The organism is Paenibacillus sp. FSL R10-2796 (assembly GCF_037965315.1).
Lineage (GTDB): Bacteria > Bacillota > Bacilli > Paenibacillales > Paenibacillaceae > Paenibacillus_AQ > Paenibacillus_AQ odorifer.
In genome coordinates, this window is record NZ_CP150178.1 from 6,589,752 (window position 1) to 6,609,379 (window position 19,628).

25 protein-coding genes are annotated in these 19,628 nt (G+C 45.5%); 4 read left to right on the forward strand and 21 right to left on the reverse strand.

All coding sequences use genetic code 11. The features are described from left to right. Positions 1-108 precede the first annotated feature (108 nt). Positions 109-1,002, reverse strand: coding sequence for a LysR family transcriptional regulator (locus tag NST58_RS29340; protein ID WP_076129777.1), 894 nt, complete (start codon positions 1,000-1,002; stop codon positions 109-111). Between the two features lie 165 nt (positions 1,003-1,167). Between NST58_RS29340 and NST58_RS29345 the strand changes: the two genes are divergently transcribed. The 4 genes from NST58_RS29345 (at position 1,168) to NST58_RS29360 (ending at position 6,295) form a co-directional block, all read left to right on the forward strand. After that, positions 1,168-2,136 (forward strand): ABC transporter ATP-binding protein, encoded by a 969-nt coding sequence (locus NST58_RS29345; protein WP_339245128.1) that lies wholly within the window; start codon positions 1,168-1,170, stop codon positions 2,134-2,136. A gap of 90 nt (positions 2,137-2,226) precedes the next feature. Then, positions 2,227-3,303 (forward strand): ABC transporter substrate-binding protein, encoded by a 1,077-nt coding sequence (locus NST58_RS29350; protein WP_339248809.1) that lies wholly within the window; start codon positions 2,227-2,229, stop codon positions 3,301-3,303. Between the two features lie 5 nt (positions 3,304-3,308). Beyond that, positions 3,309-4,988 carry an iron ABC transporter permease gene (locus NST58_RS29355; protein ID WP_076193939.1) on the forward strand — a complete coding sequence of 560 codons (1,680 nt, stop codon included), beginning with the start codon at positions 3,309-3,311 and terminating at the stop codon, positions 4,986-4,988. Next, positions 4,985-6,295, forward strand: coding sequence for an MBL fold metallo-hydrolase (locus tag NST58_RS29360; RefSeq protein WP_339245131.1), 1,311 nt, complete (start codon positions 4,985-4,987; stop codon positions 6,293-6,295). Before NST58_RS29355 ends, NST58_RS29360 begins: the two co-directional genes overlap by 4 nt. A 103-nt stretch (positions 6,296-6,398) precedes the next feature. Here the strand turns inward: NST58_RS29360 and NST58_RS29365 are convergent, their stop codons facing one another. The 20 genes from NST58_RS29365 to NST58_RS29460 all read right to left on the reverse strand — a co-directional run bounded on the left by NST58_RS29365 (position 6,399) and on the right by NST58_RS29460 (position 19,627). Then, entirely contained in the window at positions 6,399-6,680 is a 282-nt protein-coding gene (locus NST58_RS29365) for a holin (protein ID WP_076129773.1), read from the reverse strand. Between the two features lie 12 nt (positions 6,681-6,692). Then, positions 6,693-7,385 carry a M15 family metallopeptidase gene (locus tag NST58_RS29370; protein ID WP_339245134.1) on the reverse strand — a complete coding sequence of 231 codons (693 nt, stop codon included), beginning with the start codon at positions 7,383-7,385 and terminating at the stop codon, positions 6,693-6,695. Further along, positions 7,357-7,746: a hypothetical protein gene (locus tag NST58_RS29375; protein ID WP_339245136.1), complete on the reverse strand. Its 390-nt coding sequence runs from the start codon at positions 7,744-7,746 to the stop codon at positions 7,357-7,359. Before NST58_RS29375 ends, NST58_RS29370 begins: the two co-directional genes overlap by 29 nt. Further along, positions 7,739-7,939, reverse strand: coding sequence for a hypothetical protein (locus NST58_RS29380; RefSeq protein WP_036681274.1), 201 nt, complete (start codon positions 7,937-7,939; stop codon positions 7,739-7,741). The genes NST58_RS29375 and NST58_RS29380 overlap by 8 nt, the downstream gene beginning before the upstream one ends. Before the next feature lie 2 nt (positions 7,940-7,941). Continuing rightward, positions 7,942-8,223, reverse strand: coding sequence for a hypothetical protein (locus NST58_RS29385; protein WP_036681272.1), 282 nt, complete (start codon positions 8,221-8,223; stop codon positions 7,942-7,944). A gap of 94 nt (positions 8,224-8,317) precedes the next feature. After that, a complete protein-coding gene (locus tag NST58_RS29390) occupies positions 8,318-8,536 on the reverse strand; it encodes a hypothetical protein (protein ID WP_076280157.1) in 219 nt (72 codons plus the stop codon). Between the two features lie 25 nt (positions 8,537-8,561). Continuing rightward, on the reverse strand, positions 8,562-9,002 hold the full coding sequence (locus NST58_RS29395; protein WP_076193931.1) for an XkdW family protein: 441 nt from the start codon (positions 9,000-9,002) through the stop codon (positions 8,562-8,564). Positions 9,003-9,015: 13 nt separating this feature from the next. After that, a complete protein-coding gene (locus NST58_RS29400) occupies positions 9,016-10,551 on the reverse strand; it encodes a hypothetical protein (protein WP_339245140.1) in 1,536 nt (511 codons plus the stop codon). A gap of 11 nt (positions 10,552-10,562) precedes the next feature. Then, complete coding sequence (locus NST58_RS29405; RefSeq protein WP_339245143.1) at positions 10,563-11,174, reverse strand: putative phage tail protein; 612 nt, start codon at positions 11,172-11,174, stop codon at positions 10,563-10,565. 3 nt (positions 11,175-11,177) lie between these two features. Then, positions 11,178-11,513, reverse strand: a complete 336-nt coding sequence (locus NST58_RS29410; RefSeq protein ID WP_076099872.1) for a hypothetical protein — start codon at positions 11,511-11,513, stop codon at positions 11,178-11,180. Between the two features lie 11 nt (positions 11,514-11,524). Further along, positions 11,525-12,547, reverse strand: a complete 1,023-nt coding sequence (locus NST58_RS29415; protein ID WP_339245146.1) for a DUF2793 domain-containing protein — start codon at positions 12,545-12,547, stop codon at positions 11,525-11,527. Between the two features lies 1 nt (position 12,548). Beyond that, entirely contained in the window at positions 12,549-12,962 is a 414-nt protein-coding gene (locus NST58_RS29420; protein ID WP_076304948.1) for a phosphoglucomutase, read from the reverse strand. Position 12,963: 1 nt separating this feature from the next. Then, positions 12,964-14,022, reverse strand: coding sequence for a baseplate J/gp47 family protein (locus NST58_RS29425; RefSeq protein ID WP_248549696.1), 1,059 nt, complete (start codon positions 14,020-14,022; stop codon positions 12,964-12,966). Continuing rightward, the gene (locus NST58_RS29430; protein ID WP_076099869.1) at positions 14,015-14,446 is read right to left on the reverse strand and encodes a DUF2634 domain-containing protein; all 432 of its coding nucleotides are present in this window, start codon (positions 14,444-14,446) and stop codon (positions 14,015-14,017) included. Before NST58_RS29430 ends, NST58_RS29425 begins: the two co-directional genes overlap by 8 nt. Further along, entirely contained in the window at positions 14,443-14,739 is a 297-nt protein-coding gene (locus NST58_RS29435; RefSeq protein WP_076099903.1) for a DUF2577 domain-containing protein, read from the reverse strand. The genes NST58_RS29430 and NST58_RS29435 overlap by 4 nt, the downstream gene beginning before the upstream one ends. 5 nt (positions 14,740-14,744) lie before the next feature. Then, positions 14,745-15,707, reverse strand: a complete 963-nt coding sequence (locus NST58_RS29440) for a hypothetical protein (protein ID WP_076099867.1) — start codon at positions 15,705-15,707, stop codon at positions 14,745-14,747. A gap of 9 nt (positions 15,708-15,716) precedes the next feature. Further along, on the reverse strand, positions 15,717-16,469 hold the full coding sequence (locus NST58_RS29445; RefSeq protein WP_076186589.1) for a LysM peptidoglycan-binding domain-containing protein: 753 nt from the start codon (positions 16,467-16,469) through the stop codon (positions 15,717-15,719). Between the two features lies 1 nt (position 16,470). After that, positions 16,471-18,414: a hypothetical protein gene (locus NST58_RS29450; RefSeq protein WP_280753584.1), complete on the reverse strand. Its 1,944-nt coding sequence runs from the start codon at positions 18,412-18,414 to the stop codon at positions 16,471-16,473. Positions 18,415-18,608: 194 nt separating this feature from the next. Next, entirely contained in the window at positions 18,609-19,031 is a 423-nt protein-coding gene (locus NST58_RS29455) for a phage portal protein (protein WP_339245153.1), read from the reverse strand. Between the two features lie 125 nt (positions 19,032-19,156). Next, a complete protein-coding gene (locus tag NST58_RS29460; RefSeq protein ID WP_036681245.1) occupies positions 19,157-19,627 on the reverse strand; it encodes a phage tail tube protein in 471 nt (156 codons plus the stop codon). Position 19,628: the final 1 nt, after the last annotated feature.

The following is a 19,628-nucleotide window of genomic DNA, read 5'->3' on the forward strand; positions in this document are numbered from 1 at the left end:
CGACACAGCACCTAAGATTATACACCAATTTCTGAATTTATACAGTCCTTATATTTTATGTATTCTTTCATATATATAATGGATCTATCGTATATTCTCTATGTATGCTTATATTCGGATTGTGCGGAGCTGGTCAATGAACAGCCCAATTAAAGGAGAATAATGGCGATCACGGTTATACGAATAATAAATATGTCTTTCAAAATTATAATCCGGAATGGCTCGCATTAGCAATCTTCCTCTGGCTACCTCGTCCTCCACAGCAAGGCGTGAAATAAATGAAACATGTTGTCCACTCATGAGCGATTGCTTAATTGCCTCCAGTGAATCGAGTAAAATATGCGGTTTTGATTCTTTTCCCTCTCGTTCAAACCATTTATCCGTCAACTGGCGTGTGCTTGATTCCTTGTCATGTAAAATAAAGCTGGCTGAAGCAATCATCGCCGAGTTTAAATTAGAAAATCCGGCAAAATCATGTGTAGGTGCAAAAACAAGGACAAGCTCATCCTCACATAAGGCTTGAGTATGCAGATCAGGCAGATAAAAAGATTCCGTAGACAAAATACCAAGATCAATCTCATGGCTGGCAAGCATTTCTTTGATCACCGGTGAAGGCTTAACCGATAAAGAAATGGTAATCCCCGGATGCTGTTCGCCAAACTGCCCCAATATTTGTGGAAGAATATAAGTAGCTGGAACATAACTGGCGCCAATTTTCAGTGTCCCCCGACCTGCCTGACTGAACTCTTTTACCACCCGCTCCGCTTCCGCAGCAAGCGCATTGATTTTGATCGCATAATGAAGAAAAGCTTTGCCACTCTCCGTAAGAATCATTTTATCCATTCTGGATTCAAATAACTTCTCCCCCAATTGCTGCTCTAAATTCTTCAAATGATACGTAACGGTGGGCTGCTTTAGTCCGAGTTTATCTGCTACCGTGGTAATTTTCTTATGTTTATTCAGCAGTTCTACAATTTCCAGCTTCATTAGATTAAGGTTCATTCTCTTCCACTCCCTCGCCTTTTCCTAAACGGTAACATAGAAGAATTCTATGAATGTTAAAATAAATCGGCAAAAAAGTTAATATCACAGTTACATTCAGCAAATATAGCGGGAATTCTTTACCTTTACACTAAGAACAAGCTTAAGAACAGGCAGGTAGATAGAATGAAGGAAATTACAATCCACAGATTGGAAAAGAAATTCGGAGATGTGCATGCCTTGAAAGCTGCAGATCTGAAGATTCCCGCTGGAAGCTTTACGACATTACTCGGTCCTTCAGGTTGTGGAAAGACGACACTACTCCGTCTGATTGCTGGGCTGGAAACACCGGATGCAGGAGAAATTCTGATCGATGATGAGTTTATTTTTTCAGGCAGCAAAAGAATTAGCCACCCCATTCATCGCCGTAACTTTGGCATGGTTTTTCAAGATTTCGCCCTCTGGCCGCATCTGACTGTGTTCGAGAATGTAGCCTTCGGACTTCGAGCTTCCAAGCAAAAAAAGAATTTACGGGTTCGGGTGCAGGAGGCGCTTCGATCGGTCAAGCTGGAGGGGCTGGAGCTGCGTTTTCCACATCAGCTGTCCGGTGGACAACAGCAGCGGGTTGCTTTTGCCAGAGCCGTAGTCATGCGCCCTCAGCTTGTATTATTCGATGAGCCCTTAAGTGCGCTGGATGCGGTCTTGCGAGATGAAATGAGGCTGGAGTTAATCTCCTTGGTAAAAAACATGGGCATTACAGCCCTGTATGTGACGCATGATCAAACCGAAGCGATGTCTATGTCAGATGAAGTAGTTGTAATGCAAGGTGGTACTATTTTACAAAGTGGATCTCCTGAGGACATTTATCGTAAACCGAGTCATCCTTTTGTAGCCCACTTTATTGGTAAATCCAACTGGATCGTTCCGGATAAACAGATGCTGCGTCCAGAACATTTACGCTGGTCTCAGGAGAATGCTTCCTCTCTTCCTTTTACAGGGACTATTCAGCATGTGAGTTATATGGGGGATCGCTATGAGATCATTCTGGACATGGAACACAATGGGACTTGGACCGCTTATCATGAGCGGCGCCTACCTGTAGGGGAAAAGATTCAGCTGTACGCTTCAGAGCGCCAAATCCATCATCTGAATTAAGCGTCTACTGCATGGAATGGCTCTATATGATGCTGTTCCATGCAGCAAGATGCACACAACAATATTAGGGAGGCAATAACATTGAATCAAATGAAAAAGACAAAAGGGTTAAGTTCACTTCTTCTAACAACTGCACTTGGTATTACTTTAGTGGGCTACGGCTCCTCGAACACCCCTGCGGCTAACGCAAGCAACAACCAAACCGATACTGCGGCGACGCAAACTGAAGCCCCACAACCAACAGAAAAGACACTAAGCGGCAATCTTGTCGTTTACAGTGCAGGCCCTGAAGGTTTAGCCAATAAAATCAAAGACGGCTTTGAAGCCAAAACTGGCGTTAAGGTTGAAATGTTCCAAGGCACTACAGGAAAAATACTTGCCCGCATGGAAGCAGAAAAATCCAATCCGGTCGTTGATGTTGTTGTCCTCGCCTCTCTTCCGTCCATGCAAGGAATGAAAAACGACGGATTATTACTTCCATATAAAGAAGCGATTAATGCAGACAAGCTGGTTAGCGATTGGTCAGATATAGATGAAGGTAACTATTTCAGTTACAGTGCATCCGCACTCGGTATTGTCTACAATACCAAAAAAGTAAGCTCACCGCCGACCTCCTGGGATGACCTCATCAAAGCGGAATGGAAGGGTGCAGTCAATATCCCTGATCCTTCACTTTCCGGCTCGGCTCTTGATTTCATGACTGGGTATTTAAGTGCTAAGGGGGACAGTGGCTGGGATCTTTTCAAACAATATAAAAGCAATGAAGTAGCTATGGCAGGCGCCAATCAAGAGACACTTGATCCGGTGATTACCGGTGCTAAATCCGTCGTTGCTGCTGGCGTAGATTACATGGCTTATAAAGCAAAGGCTGACGGAGAACCTGTGGATATCGTCTATCCTGCTGAAGGAACTGTAATCAGCCCTCGTCCGGCTGCGATCATTAAGACAAGCCCAAATGTAGATAACGCTAAGGCTTTTATCGACTACCTGCTCTCCGATGAAGCACAAGCCCTTGTTGCCAAAGCCTATTTGCTGCCAGGCAGAACTGACGTGAAGGCAGAAAATCGTGCCAATCTTGAAGAAATCAAAACATTTGATGTGAATTGGGAATGGATGAATGAGCACAGCGATGAAGTTTCCTCGACCTTCACACAAATTTTTAAATAAGCGTAATGAATACTAACTCTTTGCGCTCATTTAAATGGGTGAGCGGTGGACTGGCTTTATTTATACTAACCGTGATCGTGCTGCTGCCACTCCTGCTCATTTTCTGGACCAGTATTTATCCAGAGGAGCATCTCGACATAGCCGCACCACTACGAACCATTATGGGGAGCAATGACCTAGTAGAGGTGCTGCTGAATTCTATCGGGCTTGGGGTAAGCGTCATTCTGCTAACTACTTTGTTTGCGCTACCTCTAGCCTGGATTATGGCAAAAACCGACTTAGGGCGCCACAACTGGCTGGATGTCGTGCTGTTAATTCCATTTATGACGCCGCCTTACATTGGTTCTATGGGCTGGATGTTGTTTATGCAGACGGGTGGGTATATGGAGCAGTTTCTGCCCTCCTCCTCCGTGTTGACACCATATTTCTTTAGCTATGGGGGTATGGTGCTGATCATGAGCCTTCACCTGTTTCCCTTCCTGTACCTGCTGCTGCGCAATGCGCTTTTGCAGATCGGGGGCAATCTGGAGGAAGCAGCCTCTGTTCACGGCGCCCCCTTCTTTTACAGATTTAAAAGAGTGATTATTCCTTTACTGCTCTCTAGCTATGGGCTTGGAGCACTGCTCATCTTCGTCAAAACCATTGCTGAATTCGGTACCCCTGCGACCTTTGGCCGCAGGATCGGCTTTTACGTGCTGACCTCTGAGATCCATAAATATATCTCCAGTTGGCCGATTGATTTTGGTAAGGCTACTTCACTAGCCTCCTTGCTGCTCGGAGTTTGTCTTGTCATGTGGTACATCCAAACTATAATTAGCAGCCGCTACTCTTACCGTCTGATCGGTGGAAAAGGAACTCGTACTAAACGTTATAAGAGTACAGGCATCGTAGGGTTTCTTAGCTGGGGTTATGTTCTTCTGTTGCTTCTGGCATCCATCGGCATTCCTTATTTCTCTATCATAACAGCCTCATTATTGAAGCTTCGGGGAGAAGGTGTATCCTGGAGCAATTTAACCTTAAAACATTATGCAGAGCTGTTATCCCCGGGCTCACAAGGACTTGAGGCCTTATTAAATAGCTTCACATTAGCTATCGTTGCTTCCAGTATCGCTGTTATTCTGGGGACTTGGTTTGCCTTAACGGTAGGAAAAGGGGCTACATTCAAGCAGAAAATTACAGATTTATTCAGCTTGCTTCCAAATACAGTCCCTGGAATTGTAATTGTAGTAGGGCTAATTCTGCTGTGGAATGCCCGCTGGATGCCTATCCCGCTCTATAATACCTACTGGATGGTTGTACTGACTTATGTCGTACTTTTCCTTCCTTATACTGTTCAGTATGTAAAAGCAAGCTATGGGCAAATCGATTCCTCTCTGATGCAAGCGGGACAAGTATTCGGAGGTAGTAAGCTGTATGTGTTCCGCCGTATCCTGCTTCCCCTCATCCTTCCGGGGATGGTGGCTGGCTGGATGATGACTTTCACCATTTCTAATCGGGAACTGGTAGCCTCATTACTCATTCTGCCACCTTCAATGCAGACCTCGGCAACCTATATTTTTGCCCAGTTTGAACAAGGTGCGGTAGCCATGGGGATGGCCATGGCTGTAATCTCTGTAGGCATCACTACCCTATTACTATTAGTCTTAGAATATTTAAGCCCAGATAGAAAGCGGAGACAACAATGAGCAGACTAACGATTTGGGGAGGGGCCGGAGAGCATGGCCGTTCCTCCTATCTTTTGCAGGGCAAGGATTCACGAAATGGCATCCTGCTCGATTGTGGCGTAAAAAAAGAAGGCCCAGGGGAATACCCCCTACTTGATAAGGATATTATTCCACATTTGCAGGCAGTCTTTCTGTCTCATGCTCATGAGGATCATTCCATAGCGCTGCCCTTACTTTATAAACACGGATACAGAGGTAAGGTATGGACTACTAGATCCACCTCATTACAGCTTCCTGATTATTTCGAGGCCTGGGATAAATATGTGGCGGCTCAATCCGCCCCGCTCCCCTATGAGGAAACGGATAAAGAAGCTATTCAATTCAAGTATTTAGAGGAGCATGTCTCCCCTCAAACTTGGCTGACGCTTGCGCCTAACCTTCGAGTTCAATGGGGACGTAGCGGGCATTTAGCAGGTTCGGTTTGGCTGGGCCTAGAATGGGAGGACAAAACTGTATTTTTCTCAGGGGATTATACGGAGGAGTCGCAGCTGCTCATGGCAGACACCCCAGCAATTATGGAAGCCAAAACTAAAAATGTGGCTGATCTGTCCATTATCGATGCCGCTTATGGGGCAGATCCTGATGAGCAGCTTGTGAAATTACAGCAATTAGAACTAGCCATCCACAATACCTTGCAAAAAGGGGGCTCCGTCCTCCTTCCTGTGCCTATCCATGGCAGAAGCCAAGAATTGGTCGTATGGGCAAATGAATGTTTTCCAGATCATCAATTGATCGTAGAAGAAGCACTCGTCGCTCCTTTACGAGCATTAAGCGACAAGGTGGAATGGCTGAAAGAGGACGCTATTCAGCGCGTAAATGCCCTTTTTAACAGAAAAAACTTGTGTGTTGTATCTAATTCGGACGAACGCGCGAAGGCAATGCTGAATCTTAAGAGAGCTATCGTATTCACCAATGACGGGATGATGCAGTCAGCAAAAGCACAAGAATACTTCCATCAACTCTCTGTTTCTCCTGACAACCATGTGATTTTTACGGGACATTTAGCGGCGGGAAGCTTTGGACATCGTCTTGTTGAGCAAGCTATGATCGGAGAATCTAGCAGCTTACGCTGTACAGTCTCACTTATCCGCTATAAAGTCCATCAAGGCTTGCCGGACATTCGCAAAATGCTCCAAACGATTCCCAGCCACCGGACAGTGCTTGTCCATGCTCCCAAACCACATATCGACCAAGTAGCTTCTATATTAAAAGGAGAAGGTTTCACAGGACTATATTCTTTACAACCCGGCAGCACGCTTTCGTTCTGAAACTTATTTATGTAATATCATAAGAAAAACAATGGGGCTCTTCCTTAGGTCTTTTTCAGACTTTTTGGAACAGCCCTTTTTATGATTCGTACCTATTATCCACTTACCCTTTCGTCGTGCCCGGGCGATCCTTAAAAGCTAGTTCAAACAACCCGGTTGCAGATAAGCCTGCAAGACCCCCAGCCCAAAGGCGAAGCACTAAATCAAGTTCAGTAAAAGGATACGCTACTACGCCGATGAACAAACCTATCAATAGTCCGATAATCGGGACTACGTTACGCGGGATGTTGATACTATTTTTGACCAACTGAACCAGTGCCAGTACGAATACTGCTAATATAGAGGCGAATGCCATAACATCATCTAAAATTGTTCCATTTTCCATCCTTTTCCCTCCTTAGTGGCTACTCATAATCTCAACCGTTCGAGTCGCAGAATCATAACCTACCTGAGCACCCAGCGCTTCTGCAATAACACGTACAGGGACGTAGGTGATGCCTTTTTCAAGCACTCCATCTGCAACCTTAACCCCGTTAACCTTTACGACAGCAATAACATCACTCTTCAATTCTTCCTCCTCCTTCCGATTGATGACCTTATACGCTGACTCCACCGCAGATGTTGAGGGCTTTGTCCCTGCTCGTAACTGTGTGAGTGTTAACCCAAACGCCATTTGAAAATGGGGGTAATCCTTGAAGCTTGTCCAGTCGCCACCCCACTCGAAGCCCAGCCCTTTTGCCTCCTTCACAACCTCCTGCCAATCTGCGATCTGGTTGTTATTGCCGTCCCGGCACATATCCCATGACACACTCGATCCATTCGGCAGCAAAAGAACAAAATCTACGGCCAATCCAAAATTGTGATAGCTATATCCGCCACGTGCATTGGTAACAATTGCTCCGGGCTTGGTGCGGCCTTGTGCATATAAAGCATCCTGTTCAGCTATCGTGCGCAGTCCCTGCGTAATGAGAATGGGGATGTTGAGTTTGTAACACCGCTCGATAAGCGCAGTAGCAGCGGAACGAACTACGGGATGTAGGCCTGTTAGGCGTTGGGCTGATTTATTTTTCACCTGAGTTAATGTCAGCATGAAGTTCCTCTTTTCTGTCTATCTTTTTCAGATAAATAAATTGGTCGTATTTCCCGGAACGTGTCAGTATCGCTAATATGATAATTCCACCAGTTGTACCGAATTGGGCAATAGCCCAGCTATAATGAAGCCAAGTCAGCCCTGTTGCCATGTCCACTCCTAGTAATTCTGCCAAACGGAATAGTAGAACGATAAGCATATTGAATGTATAAGCCAATAAGAAAAAAAGCATAGCCAGCATAAAAACGCTGACCACACCTTTATGAAATCTTTCGTAAAAATATTGCCTGTGGCGATGAATAATATATAATCCGCAGGCCGTAGTAGTGCCATATAGCACCAATAATAAAAATTCAATCATGTGCATCATGATCCCCTCGATCATAAACTAAATATTTGGCGAACCGGTTGCGATCAATCTCCTCCTGAATTTCCTGCGAGACATTTTTATAATGACTTATGGTCAGTGTAACGCTGGTAGAGGCTCTGCGGAGCTCCATCTCTTTATCAACATGCCGGGGGAGAAGCAGCCGCCGAATCCATTGTGACAGCATTCCTAACTCCCCCTGTCTTCCGTATGGTCAATCTTCAGTTTCTTTAAGACGTCCAGTGTGGGCTGCATAAACTCCGAGCGCTCCTTATCCAAAATCGCTTGCAGACGATCCCGATCCTCCTCTGCCCGATCCAGCATTTCTCGCGGTACAAGGTTCCCTTTGACAATCGCACGCAATAACACCATCAGCACGATCATCAAAATGAAAGCAACAATATAAGCCAGCCCATACTTATCTGCCAGCGGCAGCAGCTTCTCCAATTGCGCAATATCCCCTTCGCCCATTCGTCCGCTCCTTTCTATAATGATGTTGATGCGTAATAGCCCCCGGCACCACCGAGGGCACAAAAAAACACGCTCCTGTGTGGATGCGTGCTAATTATTTGGCTGATGAAGCTTGCTCAGTCGAATCGTTTTCAGCAAAATGAATATCTGATCGTTTCTCGAGAATCTGATCCTTAACCAAATTCTCATTATCCGGCTGCATGTTATAGGAAGAAATGATATTCTCTATCGGACCCTCCTCACGCTCAAAACGAGTGATGCAGGCATTAGCCATCAACCGAATTTTGGCGGCTGTTAATGAATTCATTGTCATGATTACAACTCACCTCCCTTTGGGTTTATATGCTGAGTAATTCAGCCATAATGACTTCGACATCTTGAAGCCTGTCTTGCAAAGCAGTATTTTCAGCACGGAGTTGCTCGACTTCGCTTAATTCTGGTGGTTTGTTAGCTTCTGCTTCTAGATATGCTTCCCACGCGGCTTCGAGTTCTTCTTCCGTTGGTTGTGGGACATCTAGGTTCCAAGCTGCGATGTATGGGCCACGTTCAATAATGTCGTAGTCTACGCCCTTTTTCAATCGGTTAAAATCCACTACATAACGATAGTGTACATCTTCTATATACTCGGTTTCGTCTTCATCTAATGGTCGGATTTCGTAGCGTGTCCGTCCGTGTACGCCTTCACGTAAAATAGGTTCAGGCCCGTTGTCCCGCACCGTAAAGTCATGCACTGGGTCAGATTTTGGGTACATGTGCATAATTGCTGCTGATATGTTCATTATAATCCCTCCATTACGCAATTTGAGATACCTTGAATCTTGAATATATAGAATCAGTCGTTATACTTTTATCTATTGAATTATGATGCTGCACATAGGCTTCAAGTTTGTCTCCTGCATTTATAGGGAGCATAGCAGTTATAGATAGCTGTATATCGCCACCAGAGTTCACTGGTATACCATAAGCACCTATTTCTCTACTTGTTCCGTTTCTATAAATTTGAAGATAATGAGAAGTTAGTGCTTCCGGCGAACTAACTACAATAGAGCATTCAACTAGATAAAATCCTGATTTCGCTGCTGTGAACATACTAGTCGAAGGGTTATACTCACCCAGATTGTCGTAATACTCAGTTTGGAAATTAATCTTTGTTAAAACGGCTTTCGGAACCACTTGATTAGTAGATGGTATGGCAGAAAAGGCACTTCGTTTTGAAAATGTATTATCTCCCCAAGGATTAACAACCCCCGAGGTAATAATACCGCCACTCGTACTGACAACCTCGTTATTAACCACAACTAAAGCAGATGGATTTATTGATGCTTTAACAATTGTACCTCCATCTGCAAACAGTCCTGTCGCATTTCCGTTTCCTGTATTTCCTTCAGCGTTAACTTGAGAGACAAGATAGGCTGTGATCCCAGAACGCCTGTTTGAAAAAGAACCTCCGTAAACACGCACAAATGCAAACGATACAAAAACACCATCGAAATTAGAAGTAGCAGCATCAACTTTACAATAATTGAAGAGAACTGAATGCGTGTAAGTTGCATTGAATCCATTGCTCGTAGTTGAAGAAGCTTTAAGTCCGGTTACAACAACAGAATTAAGACAACGGGTTACAGTAAGGGACTGAATAATGTATGAGTCTGAAAGAACTGCTCCACCTTGAGCCTTTAATTCTATTACTCCTTTTCCTACAAATCCAGTAATGTTTATATTCTCTGCATAAGTTCCAGGAGCAATAATAATGTTCACATTATGAGTAACAATCTGCGGAATCATGTTCACAGCTTTTGTTATAGTCCTAAACGCCCCACCCGCCGTATTCACCAATCCCGTATTATTATCATTCCCGTCCGTCCGTACGTAGTACGTAATATCCGCTGTCGTCTGCTGAGGCGTAGTAACCAACGGCGCCTTACCATTCAGCTGCCCCTGAATCCCACTAGTCACCCCATCCAAGTACCCAAACTCCGCGTTAGAGACCACTCCCGTTCCAATCTTCGAAGCATCAATTCCGGCTGAAGCATTAACATCGGCGTTTACAATCACCCCAGCCGCAATTGCGGTCCCCCCGTCACCAGTACTTATAACATCCCCCGTGTGATTAGGATGCACATAATTATTCGCTCCCGTAGCAATCCCCCCCAGCTTCGTTTTCTCAGCTGCGGTGTAGTCGTTCGTAGATAGCTGTTTGCCTGTTACTTTATCGACCTTGCCATTAACGGCATTGTCCAAAATGTCCATATTCCCGTTCAAATCGGCAATATCAACGATATCTGTTCCCTCTGGCTTTTTTAAGCCCAAATTTCCTGTGGTTTGCATATGTCACTCTCCTATCTATAAGTTCTTAATTCGTTCCAGGTTTTACTGTGAGCACTCTCCCAAGTCAAAGCCTTAACAGAGTCCCACCAGGTATAGCTGAACACAAATTCATAAGCTAAATGCGCAGGTTTAATCTCTTCGATGATTTGAATCAACCCTGCCATATTTTGAGGAATCCCCAGTGTACTCACAAAATGAATCTCAAAACGGTACTCCTCAGGCACTTCCTTTACTTCAACCACTCCACCTGAAAAAGCTGACGCCGTCCGCTGAATCATCTCCGGTGTGGTCGTCCCATTTCCACGCAGCTTTGCCTTAATCATCTCTCGGCGTGTGGCATATGACTTGGATGAATCGATATTTAGTCCAAGCTCAGCTTCCCATCGTCCAAGGCTCACCGTTGCCGTTTCAACAAAAGCCTGATCCAGTACGTCTATAGTGCCCAGCTTCAGTCCACCAATTTCTAGCCCGATGGTCTCCTGAAGCTTCTCCATTTCGCGGACATCCTTATAATAGTCCGGCAAATACTGCATTAGATCAGGCGCCTCGACTTCACCCGGATGGCTCGAATCTTTATCTGCGGAATATTGCAATTCGTTGTATAAAGAGCTGCCGTAACTCATCTACTACACCCCCTTCAGTTGATTCCAGGTTAGGGGGCCTTTGGGCAAATAATCATGTGTATGCGCCGCCGGAGGAAATACCACTGGTTTACCTGCTACCCCCGCCCAAGCTACACTATCCGCTTGTTGCGCAAAATCCACCTTGCCATTGTTATTCGTATCGTAAATGCTTTTCAGCATATCCCCGGTACTCTGCGCGGCTACCAGCAAGACATTACCAGCGGCAGAACCAATGTACAGCTTGCCACTGTCTGTACAATACCCAAGCTCACCAATAGCCAGCGCTCCAATGGCGCTTTCCAAGCCGCGGCGTATTTGAATCAATGTTTTTAGAGCCATTGTCCCGCCCCCTAGAATGTTCCGCCATCAATACTGGCTACGGTAAGTCTATTGCCATTCGCTGCATCATAAATGATGCTGCTTCCATCCACACTGACAACTACACCGGATCCATCTACGGTGATCCCTTTTCCTGCCGTAACCGCAATCGCGTCTGCAGTAACCGTGATTCCATTGCCTGCACCAATATTGAGTGTCACAACATCGGCCTGACCCCCACCAATTAGCCCGTTCCCGGCTGTAATGGTCTGTAGTGCACCACCGGTACGTACCCATGCGCTGCCGTTCCAGCTGTAAATCTTCTGCTCATCATCGACGTAAGCGGTCCAACCGACGGCAGGAACATAAAATACCCAAGCCGCAGATTGGTATTCAACAATTTGATTCGTTTTGCCCGCCCATACCCCGGTTGCCCCTGCTGGAATAATATAACGATCACCCTCAACCGGACTGGCAGGTGGAGCCAGCAGGTTCTGGTCTTTTACCGATGCTTGCGGTTCGATGTTATGCTTAGCCAGCTCAATTTCATTTTTAATCTTTTGCGCAGACCACAAGTCTGTAATCGTAGTCCCTGCATCATTGATTGTCCGGTGCTTGGCCACATCATCAATGTGAGTCTTGATCTCAGCGGCAGTCTTTACGTTTGTGCCATCCGATACTTTATTGATATGTCCCGCACTAATATCCGCTTTAAGCACCTTCGCATAGGTTGCTCCATCAGCGATATCATCAATTGTACCTGTCAGATCGGTAAGCTTCTGCGCATTCACCCGCCGCCAAGCTGCCCCATCATCAAAATATAAATATCCGCTATTCGAACCCGTAGTCACGTAATACAAACGACCAACGGCTCCTGCAACCGGACGCGAAGCTTCTGGCCCTGACAGCGCCCTGCCGACCATGGAATTGGACGTGCCGTCACCAATATAAACTTCCTTAGTATCACTGCAAAAACCAAGCTCGCCTGCCTTCAACACGCCATAACTCATTAGCTCAGCCTTTGTACCCCGCTTTATTTGTATGGTCTGTGCCATTTTACACCTCTCTTCTAAATGATCCTCCGTCAATCTGGCCCTTGTTCTTATAACGCTCTATTTCAGTCTGGACAGCAGTAAGACTCACCTGCAAACCGTTAATATCCTCTGCTTCAACCGTATCGCCGGGAGTTTCGTAAGTCACATATACCTCAGGCACATCGGCAAAAATCTTAATCAACCGCCGCCAGGGCGCCTCATCCGGAAAAGACACAGTGAAATTGCGTAGCTCGATCCCGGAATACTGTGACCCTGTGTACACCGCAATGGTCTGATTATTAATATTGTCATGCGCTAGAAGACCACTGTAAACGCCATTTACAAGCGGTAATCTCTCTTCGATAACATAGCTACTACCGTTTACTTTTTTATTAAGTTTTTCTTGAAAAATATCAATTTGCTCTGGATAACCCATGCTACACCTCCAGTAGAACGTTGCCGAACAACGGTACTTCTTCTTCGTTCAACATCACATTGCCCGCTCCACTGTTCAACTTCAGCTCTGTGTAATCCGCAACTCCTTCAGTAGCAAGCAATAATGCCCCGATGACAGACTGACTGATATAGGTTGCTGAAAAAGCCTTCTCCTTGCGATATTTCTCAAGCATCACCTGAAAGCCTTGGTTTACAGCTTGCAGTGCATAGCCAGAAGCAAGGGTTACCTTGGCGCTTATACTGATGTTTTTGCCCGCAGCCGGTGCCACGGTCACAACAGCCCCTACCGGTGCTTGTCCCTCACCCGCTCCTGAGACCGGATCAATGTATTGCTGCACCTGAGCCGCCAACAGCTCGGATGCTGGTTTTTTTTCGGCGTCCACAATAATCACCTTCACAGTTTTAGGACCTTTCCATAATGGAAAAACACGTGCGCCTCCCACACCCGGAACTTGTAGTGCCCACTCCATATAGTGATATTTATTTCCGCTAGTAGCTGGGCGTCTGGCTGAATCCAAATAACGCTGGCGTAGTGCATCATCCGTTTCAATGTCCTCCCCAGGGATCAGAAGAGAAGCTATTTCTCCGCGCGCTAGGTCTGAGATATAATCCACTGGCAGTAAAGAGCCAAAATATCGATTTCCTTCTTCTCCAGCGGTTTCACTTTCCAAGCGATACACTCCAGGAGATAACTTCTCCACAGCCGTATAATTCAGCATTTCGAGTGAGAAGCGGCTGCCGAGTGGAACATCTAACAATCCTCCATCCGCCTTATAAAAAATCCCTTTCAGCTGCGCCTTGCTAGCTTCACGTCTTACAATGCCTAACCAGGAGATACTTCGCTCTAAGTACTCTCCGGTAGCCGTATCTGCAAAATACAGATTATTATTCACATCCAGCTCAATATACATCTGTGCCAACTCAGCGGCTGCTGGAGCCAACGCGTCATAAATGATGCTGCCCTCGCGTTTATCCAATCCTGATGGAATCCGGTCCAGCATCCGCTCCAAAAGAGCCTCATACGTCTGATCCTCATACATCCTCATTCCACTCCTTTCTCAGCTGAAAATTTCCGTAACGTGTGACGACCTTGCAGTCAAAAGTTAGATTATCTCCGGTAAACGAAACAACAATATTCTCTAAGCTAAGTATTCGTTCATCCTGAAGTAGTGCCTCACTTACGATACGTCTGATTTCAGCTCTAACCAGCAGCCGATCCTTGCCAAGCACCAACCGCCACTCTGTTCCGTAATCAGAACTGTAAATCAGATGTTCAAACCGATCGGTTCGCAATATTTTAGCCGCCGCCTGTTGAACAGCTTCTAGTCCATCCGTTTGGCCTGTAATCCTTTTTCTCTCCCAATCCATCCGGTACGTAAGACTAGGACTTTCCCCACGCTCAAGGTTGACCTCCCCCTCAAGCAGGGCCGTTATCGGTCCAGCTTTTCCAATCGCAGGGATCATATCGGGCTCACCAGCCGATCCAGAACAATGTAGCTTTGTCCGCCCTGCATTCGAACCATTAATACGCGGTCCCCACTCGCTAGTCCTCGCCGAAGTATTACTTCTTTGCCCTCGATGTCGATCTTGCTTTCCATTACCGATTCAGGCAGCACTAACGCATTCCCCGATAAAATAAACCGCTGATCCACCTGGATCTGCAAAGGAGCTGCCTCCGTTACCGTTCCATAAGAAAAAGCCACGGGATTTGTACTTCCCACGGCTCCTAGACTTGCTTTTTTAATAATATCTAACATTATTTCTACACCACCTTAATATCGAGGGACATGGTATGCTCCCCTCCAGAAATCTTATGGCTGCATTGGTCCACCAGAAACAATTGAGTCTCGAATTCATCCAATAGGACATAAATGAAATTGCCTGCTCTTACGCGCATATCACCAATCGCCTGTACGGAGAGACTGAGCTTTTCACGGTTGTGCATTTTCAGTAAATTGTTTGCCTTCTCCTGAATTTGGGCAGCATTCGCTTTGTCATCAGCCTTCTGATACAAGTGCAGGATACCCCAGCGTTTCACATTGTCCTTGTCACTAACCGGATAGAAATCGCGTTTGCCCGATGCCTCGTTATCCTTGTACAGAAAAATCGTGTTGTACGTATCGTCATCAATACTTTTTTTGAGCGAATAATCGTACAGATAATGACCCGCTCCGAGCACCAGGTTAAGCAGCATAGAATCCGGTTTACGCAGCGTCAGCTTCCCAAAATCATCGTAAAAAGCCATCAACCGCCCCTTATACTGAAGCTCACTGCCGATGGCTCCCATAATGATGTCTAACAGCTTTTTGTCATCTTCAATTAAAGAAGGAATCCGGTACTCTGTCTCCTCCAGCACACCTGTCTTTAATCCGTAGTCCGTTGTTATTTTCTTGATAACATCACTAGCCGTAACATCCTGCAAAACATAACTACCATTGCCCAGCAAATAACGAATCTGATCATAGGCTGTCAGCTTAATCTCCTGATCCGAGCCCGTATCAATGCTGAACACAAATCCGTAAAATACATCCACATTATCTTTACTGAACTGAATAATATCACCATTGCTGATCCCGAACTTGGGGAGCTGATAGATTCCGCTGTCCACAAGCGTTAACTCTAGCGTTGACGGTTTACCTGACCGTGCGGTTTTCCAAGAAATATCTGAGACGATGCCAGAAATATCCCATAGATTCCCTTCTTTATTCTTCACTAGCAGTTCCATAACACCCTCCTACGGCAGCTTGATGACTTTACCGATGGGCAGCTTTTTCAGCTCACTATCCGGAATGCCATTAAGCTTCTGAATGACTTTGTACTTCGAGCCATCTCCTAGGTTTTTTTGAGCGATGCTCCATAGACTGTCTCCAGCTTTTAAGGTATAGGTAGTAGGCTTTGCTTTTTCATTGGCCCGCTTCTGCTCCGCCTTCACTTCACCTTTGACAACCTTCACAGCTACCGCCTGATAGAATACGTATTTTTTGAGAGATAACGAATATTCAATATCCCCTGACGTACCCGCACTAAGCTTCCAAGTGAAACCTTCAATGCTCATAGCCATATTCACAGCAAAATCAATTTCTAAAGATCTATCCTCACTAATTGAAGATTCCTCTAGCCATTTCTGCGGTTTGTTTAACTTCTTCTCATCCTTTTTCGTATCATCGGGATACCTCACACCGGAGAACACAAACCGAATAGGCCGACGACTCTTCATCCATTTCTTAATAAGTTCCACATATTCAAAAGGCCTTTTCAATCCATCCTCTTGCACCAATACGAACGGATACCTTTGTGCCGGGAAAATACTTTCAATTGTGATCTCCGTAAGCTTCGGATAAGCAATCGTATTGATCTCACCCAGATCGATAATGGTATAGCTTTTTCCATCTCCACTCTCCTTGATTTCCAAGGTCTCTGGATTGACTGGCAGCCGGATTGCATCCTCCTGATTATTAAAGCCCAAAAAAATCCCGTACTCTTCCACGTTACGTATACACCCCCTGCGCCGTAGAGACAAACTCCTCGTTCAGCTTTTGCCCGATCTTGTTGATAATCGTATCAATGTCTCCGGCATTGTTAATATTCCCGGTCGTCACCTGCACCGTCGGCGTAAGCTCCACAAAATTCTGGATCGCCTGAATCTCGGCCAGCTCGCGCAGCATTTTCAGATCATCACTGGAGATGTCTACGGTGTCGTTGATGGAGCCGAGCTCGTTCACACGGTTGACGGTGTTCAGATTATTGCCCTGAGTAGCTAGTAGACCTGTTGAATCCAGTGCTTTTGTACTGCTGATCGGATTCAACATATCCTTCACTTTTTCAGTAGCATCGCGCCCTTTGTCCATCAACTTGTTCGTGGCATTCTTTCCTTTTTGACTGGCGCTATTAAAACTATCTTCAAGATTAACGTACTCGATCTTAGCAGTCTTTTGCTCTGGAAAATTATCAGCGGTAGGAGCAAACGCCTTAAAATTTTGCCGGTATTTATCGATCATATCGCTTGCTGCATGAGGAATTTCCGGCTCCTTCCTCTCAACTTTTAGTTCACTTATCCCCAATTCGTCGAAGAATGGAATATGACTTAAAGCCTCAATCATGGAATTGAATTTGTCTAGTACCCAATTGATTGCTTTTGCCATTACCTTCATGAATCCCCCGGCAAAGCCCTCTGCTCCAACTGTCATATTGTAAAGAACATTAAGGGCACCCATACCCAAATCATATAGCAGCTGCTTCATAAAATTGACCGCTTCATGAAATTTATTCACTATATAATCCCATGCAGAGATAGCTGCATTCTGTATAAAAATCCAAATGTTATCCATCACTGCGCTTAACCATCCAAATGCTCCCACTATAGCTCCAACGACATCCCCCGCAGAAATACCTAACATTTGAAAAATATAAATAAGAACAGCTATAACAGCGATAACCACTAAAATAGGCCAGTTTACTACCAACCATGCTGCTGCAAGCTGATAAGCGGCTGCTACAAGTAGAGCCACTTGTACGATCATAGCTACGAGATAGACAATGGCTATCGCTTCAAGAATCGGTTTAATCCAAGACCAGTTCTCCTGCAACACTCCAACCAACCATAATAAGCCATCCACTACCATGCCAATCACATTAGCAATGATCAGAAAGCCGTTAGCCATAGCATCTATAATCGGCATAAATTGGTTTGAAGTCAGCGCCTCGTTCAAAGTATCCATCACTGGCCTCAAGGCTCCCATTGCTTTCTCACCGATTTTCCCAAGTGCAGCATCTGTATTGTCATTCAGCTTATTCCAGTCAGCGATATCTCCTGGTTGTGCCGCAGCTTTTACAGCTTTCTCCCCAAAAGACTTCACGGCATTAAATGGCTTTACCACATCAACTGTCTTGAGAAACTTCATAATTCTCGAGTCAGGAGTTGGTGGGGATGGTGGAACCGGAGGTTCCTTTTTCAGATTAATTTTGGGCTTGGGGACCGGATCAGCCTTAACCTCCGGCTTTTTCTCCTCTTCTTTCTTTTTCTCCTTCGCTTTTAGCCCTTTCCACCACTCTACCTTTTTCGCCTCTTCTTCTTCAGCCTTACCTTTTTGCACACTTGGGGAGCTATTTAATGTTCGAAGCGCTAACTGTTGTGATTGCCCTGCTTGTTGGCTTTGCTCGATAACTATATCTCTAGAAACTATGACCTTAGGAGGAAGTCTCTTAAAGCCTTCAAGTAGCGTATCATTGATATCCTGCAAAGATTGGTTCACTAGATTCAGAGAACGGCTCATCTCATCGCTTGACCGCTTAACAACTACCTGCACTCCCTTGACCAATCGATTAACGATATCCAGATTGCTGTTCACACGAACACATTGTTTATTAACACTCTTCCAAATTGCCAGAGATTTCATCGGTAGCATTACGGCTTTAGATGCGTCTATCTTCATTCTCTCACCCCCTAACTATCTCTTCCTCGCCTTACTCCGTGCCTGATCGCGCTTCTCCTTCTCCACACGAACAGCAATCATCGCATATATTGCGGCGCGTTCGCGGGAAGACAGCTTCATCAGCTCATGGGGTAAAATGTGCAGCTCATGGAGGGCGTAATAAGCAAAATTGGCTTCACTATCGCCCTCGTTGATTAGTTTTTTACTTCATCCACCAGCTCGTTCATGTCCGTGCCAAAACCATTTAAGGCCTGCACCCGCTCACCCAACGCCGCGAATTCACCTGGTAGCAGCATTTTACGCAGCAGTGTCTCAGCGCCAAGTACGCCATAAGAACGCTGCAATTCAGCATTTTTCAGATCCGGATGCACTACACTTGAGGTCATCAGCTTCGCCATATAATCGTTAGGCTCAATTTCGGAGGTATACACTCCGTTTTTACCTTTGACTTTACGGGTTGCGGCCTTGCGGCATTCCTGATTCTCATCCTCAGTCATACTGCGCAGCTTCCAAGCTACCGCATTTCCTACCTTATCCTTAAAACGCTGGGATACTACAAACTCCTCGGTCGTGTCACATGCTACATTTTGGGCAAAAAACAAACTTAATTCGCTCATTGTCTTCCTCCTAGAATTATTTATTAGATACTTCTCCTGCTACTAGCTGCCAATAGACAGAGAAGAGACCCGCCGCTCATTCTACGTTCGGGTCTTGCTTGCTCCAATCTATCTAGTTGTCTTAATTAAAGCCCGGAACCTGCCGGAGCACCAAAAGCTTGCACAATCTGCACATCTTCAAAGGTAAAGCTAACTTCTTCTTCCAGAGCATCTGACTCTGTATCAAGTGAGGCCATGATGACACTATCAAGGTTCACGCCTTTTAAAATAATACGCTGTGCTCCCACGCTGGACGATGGATCTTCGTTCGTAACCTCAATATCGAAGTACTGATCAACACCCGTATTCATATAATCGAGCATCATCTGGCGGAAACGACTAGTCATATAAAAAATCGTCATCGAACCGCTGCCCGACCATCCAGTCGCTTTATGCTGAACACCCCGGCGGCCCAGTGTTTTCACCTCTGCCTTTGTTTTTTCTACTGTAGCTTCAAGAGTTTTCACATAGAACATCTCTTCGGTTTGCGTACCAATCACAGCATAAGCACGGCCCTCCTGGCCGGAAATCGTATCACTAGCTTTTAAAAATGCCATC

Coding starts and splice junctions, on each gene's coding strand:
- NST58_RS29340 (WP_076129777.1), bottom strand. CDS start 1,002: ATGAACCTTAATCTAATGAAGCTGGAAATTGTAGAACTGCTGAATAAA.
- NST58_RS29345 (WP_339245128.1), top strand. CDS start 1,168: ATGAAGGAAATTACAATCCACAGATTGGAAAAGAAATTCGGAGATGTG.
- NST58_RS29350 (WP_339248809.1), top strand. CDS start 2,227: ATGAAAAAGACAAAAGGGTTAAGTTCACTTCTTCTAACAACTGCACTT.
- NST58_RS29355 (WP_076193939.1), top strand. CDS start 3,309: ATGAATACTAACTCTTTGCGCTCATTTAAATGGGTGAGCGGTGGACTG.
- NST58_RS29360 (WP_339245131.1), top strand. CDS start 4,985: ATGAGCAGACTAACGATTTGGGGAGGGGCCGGAGAGCATGGCCGTTCC.
- NST58_RS29365 (WP_076129773.1), bottom strand. CDS start 6,680: ATGGAAAATGGAACAATTTTAGATGATGTTATGGCATTCGCCTCTATA.
- NST58_RS29370 (WP_339245134.1), bottom strand. CDS start 7,385: ATGCTGACATTAACTCAGGTGAAAAATAAATCAGCCCAACGCCTAACA.
- NST58_RS29375 (WP_339245136.1), bottom strand. CDS start 7,746: ATGATTGAATTTTTATTATTGGTGCTATATGGCACTACTACGGCCTGC.
- NST58_RS29380 (WP_036681274.1), bottom strand. CDS start 7,939: ATGCTGTCACAATGGATTCGGCGGCTGCTTCTCCCCCGGCATGTTGAT.
- NST58_RS29385 (WP_036681272.1), bottom strand. CDS start 8,223: ATGGGCGAAGGGGATATTGCGCAATTGGAGAAGCTGCTGCCGCTGGCA.
- NST58_RS29390 (WP_076280157.1), bottom strand. CDS start 8,536: ATGACAATGAATTCATTAACAGCCGCCAAAATTCGGTTGATGGCTAAT.
- NST58_RS29395 (WP_076193931.1), bottom strand. CDS start 9,002: ATGAACATATCAGCAGCAATTATGCACATGTACCCAAAATCTGACCCA.
- NST58_RS29400 (WP_339245140.1), bottom strand. CDS start 10,551: ATGCAAACCACAGGAAATTTGGGCTTAAAAAAGCCAGAGGGAACAGAT.
- NST58_RS29405 (WP_339245143.1), bottom strand. CDS start 11,174: ATGAGTTACGGCAGCTCTTTATACAACGAATTGCAATATTCCGCAGAT.
- NST58_RS29410 (WP_076099872.1), bottom strand. CDS start 11,513: ATGGCTCTAAAAACATTGATTCAAATACGCCGCGGCTTGGAAAGCGCC.
- NST58_RS29415 (WP_339245146.1), bottom strand. CDS start 12,547: ATGGCACAGACCATACAAATAAAGCGGGGTACAAAGGCTGAGCTAATG.
- NST58_RS29420 (WP_076304948.1), bottom strand. CDS start 12,962: ATGGGTTATCCAGAGCAAATTGATATTTTTCAAGAAAAACTTAATAAA.
- NST58_RS29425 (WP_248549696.1), bottom strand. CDS start 14,022: ATGTATGAGGATCAGACGTATGAGGCTCTTTTGGAGCGGATGCTGGAC.
- NST58_RS29430 (WP_076099869.1), bottom strand. CDS start 14,446: ATGATCCCTGCGATTGGAAAAGCTGGACCGATAACGGCCCTGCTTGAG.
- NST58_RS29435 (WP_076099903.1), bottom strand. CDS start 14,739: ATGTTAGATATTATTAAAAAAGCAAGTCTAGGAGCCGTGGGAAGTACA.
- NST58_RS29440 (WP_076099867.1), bottom strand. CDS start 15,707: ATGGAACTGCTAGTGAAGAATAAAGAAGGGAATCTATGGGATATTTCT.
- NST58_RS29450 (WP_280753584.1), bottom strand. CDS start 18,414: ATGAAGATAGACGCATCTAAAGCCGTAATGCTACCGATGAAATCTCTG.
- NST58_RS29455 (WP_339245153.1), bottom strand. CDS start 19,031: ATGAGCGAATTAAGTTTGTTTTTTGCCCAAAATGTAGCATGTGACACG.
- NST58_RS29460 (WP_036681245.1), bottom strand. CDS start 19,627: ATGGCATTTTTAAAAGCTAGTGATACGATTTCCGGCCAGGAGGGCCGT.